Origin of the sequence: Streptomyces sp. YS-3, from assembly GCF_045257485.1 — a bacterium.
Lineage (GTDB): Bacteria > Actinomycetota > Actinomycetes > Streptomycetales > Streptomycetaceae > Streptomyces.
Genome location: NZ_JBJHPC010000880.1, coordinates 1 through 1,989 on the forward strand (window position 1 = coordinate 1; position 1,989 = coordinate 1,989).

3 protein-coding genes are annotated in these 1,989 nt (G+C 72.5%); 1 reads left to right on the top strand and 2 read right to left on the bottom strand.

Annotated elements, in window-relative coordinates:
• Both ACJA3G_RS35860 and ACJA3G_RS35865 read right to left on the bottom strand, forming a co-directional pair.
• Positions 1-218 (bottom strand): hypothetical protein (locus tag ACJA3G_RS35860; RefSeq protein WP_406557211.1); only part of this gene is annotated, 218 nt, incomplete at its 3' end.
• Positions 219-434: 216 nt separating this feature from the next.
• Positions 435-1,193: a DUF4232 domain-containing protein gene (locus tag ACJA3G_RS35865; protein WP_406557212.1), complete on the bottom strand. Its 759-nt coding sequence runs from the start codon at positions 1,191-1,193 to the stop codon at positions 435-437.
• Positions 1,194-1,564: 371 nt separating this feature from the next.
• Here ACJA3G_RS35865 and ACJA3G_RS35870 point away from each other — a divergent pair.
• Positions 1,565-1,989, top strand: a 425-nt coding sequence (locus ACJA3G_RS35870; protein WP_406557213.1) for a helix-turn-helix domain-containing protein, incomplete at its 3' end; no start/stop codon positions are given.

A 1,989-nucleotide genomic window follows, 5' to 3' on the forward strand; every position in this document is an offset into this window, starting at 1 on the left:
ACGTAGAGGCAGGCGCCGGTCCGGTCCGCCGCGAGCCCGTACGGGCGTACGCCCGGGGTCCACTCGGCGGGGGCCTCCGGGCGGCCGTCCCCGCCGAGGGGGATGCGCAGGACGCCGTGCGGCTCGCCGACGTACAGCCAGGTGGCGGCGGGGTGCACGGCCAACTCCGCCCGCACGGCTCCCTCGCCGTCCCGCCACGGATCCTCGTCCCGGTGCACAGCCACTCCCACGGTTGATCTTTTTCGGGATAACGAGGGGGGTGGGGGGTTGGGGGTGCGGCCTTTTGGGTCCGGTCTCTGTCTGCGGACCGGTGGTGGGTYGCTCGCGCAGTTCCCCGCGCCCCTAGGTACTTAGGGGCGCGGGGAACTGCGCGAGTCAGCCAGCACCGGTCCGCAGACGGAAGAGGGGGGGCGGGGCGTAGCCCCGTGAAGGGGCTACCAGGCGCTGATCGCGCCCAGGTCCGACTGCCAGTACGTGGCCATCGCCTGCGCGTCCACCACCCCCACCGGCTTCGGCAGCGACGCGTACGCCGAGCGGCCCACGGACTCCATGCCGACCGCACCCCGGAAGTACACGACGACCTGGCTCGTCATGTACGGGTCCGTGCCGTCGGGCTCCCCCTGCGTGCGCACCATCGCGTACGCCGAGTGGCCCGGGGCCAGCGAGACCACCGCCTGCGGGATGGTGTCCTTGTCGACCGGGATCGGCGACTGCGCGTTGGAGAACTTGACCGCCGGGGCGTCGTAGGCGTCGCACGTCGTCTTGCCGATGTTGGTGGCCGTCAGCAGGACGTGGTTGATCGGGCGGGAGACCGGCGTCGCCGTCAGCTTGATGTTGGACCCGGTGCAGGTGACGCGCTTGGACGAGCCCGAACCCGACCCGGCGGAGCCGGACGTGGACTGGCCGCCCGAGTGCTTGCCGGTCGACTTGGCCGGCTTGGCCGTCCCCTGGCCGCCGGTGCCCGAGCCGGACCCGCCCGCCGAACCCGTGCCGCCCGTGCCGTCCGTGCTGCCCGTCGTCCCGGCCGTGTCCCCGCCGGTCGAGGGAGCCGGCGTGGAGGCGGGCGCCGAGGCGGCCGGCTTGGACGCCTTGTCCGCCGCCTTCGGCGCGGGGTCGCTGCCGCAGGCGCTGAGGGACAGCGCGGCGATGAGGGCGGTGGTCGCGGCGGCGGTGATGCGGAGGTTGGTGCGCATGGTGGATCGGCTCCCCGTTGCTAGGTGCGTGAGTCGTACGTGAGTGGTGTGAGTGGTGCGTGCTGAGCTGTGTGTGGCTGGGGTCAGCTCTGAAGACTGAGGACCAGCGCGATCACGGTGGCCACCGAGGCGGCCAGCATCGCGGCGGCCATCGAGTCCGCCAGGTTGACCCGGATACGGAATCGCATTGCCTGCTCCCCCCGGTGGGCCGGTTTGGCTGGTTGCTGCACTCACCTTGCGGGCCGGTCTGCGCCGACCGCAATCAGCAAGGGACAATGGGGGAAGCTGGAACGCGGGAACACGCTCTGACCTGGGGAAACTGCCTTCCCCTGGAACGCGTTCCCGGGACGGACAGGGGAGGGAAACGGCTCGTGGCTACGGCTGAGTCCGAGGATTTCGCGGCGTTGCTCAGGGAGTTGAAGGACCGTTCGGGACGGAGTTACGGCGTCCTCGCGGGCAAGCTCCACGTGAGCACGTCGACGCTCCACCGGTACTGCAACGGCGACGCCGTGCCCAATGAGTACGCCCCAGTCGACCGGCTCGCCCGGCTCTGCGGGGCCACCCGGGAGGAGTCGGTCGAGCTCCACCGCCGCTGGATCCTGGCCGACGAGGCCCGCAGGCGCGCCCGCGCGGGGACGGCGGGGTCCGGAACCGCAACCGGGACGGGAGCGGGAACGAAGGCCGAGACGGCCCCCGCGTCCTCGGAGGAGACCGCCCCGGCCGCCGAGACCCCGGACCCGCACCCGGAACCACAGCCACGGCCGGCCCAGGTCCCGGCTTCCGCGGACGCCGACCC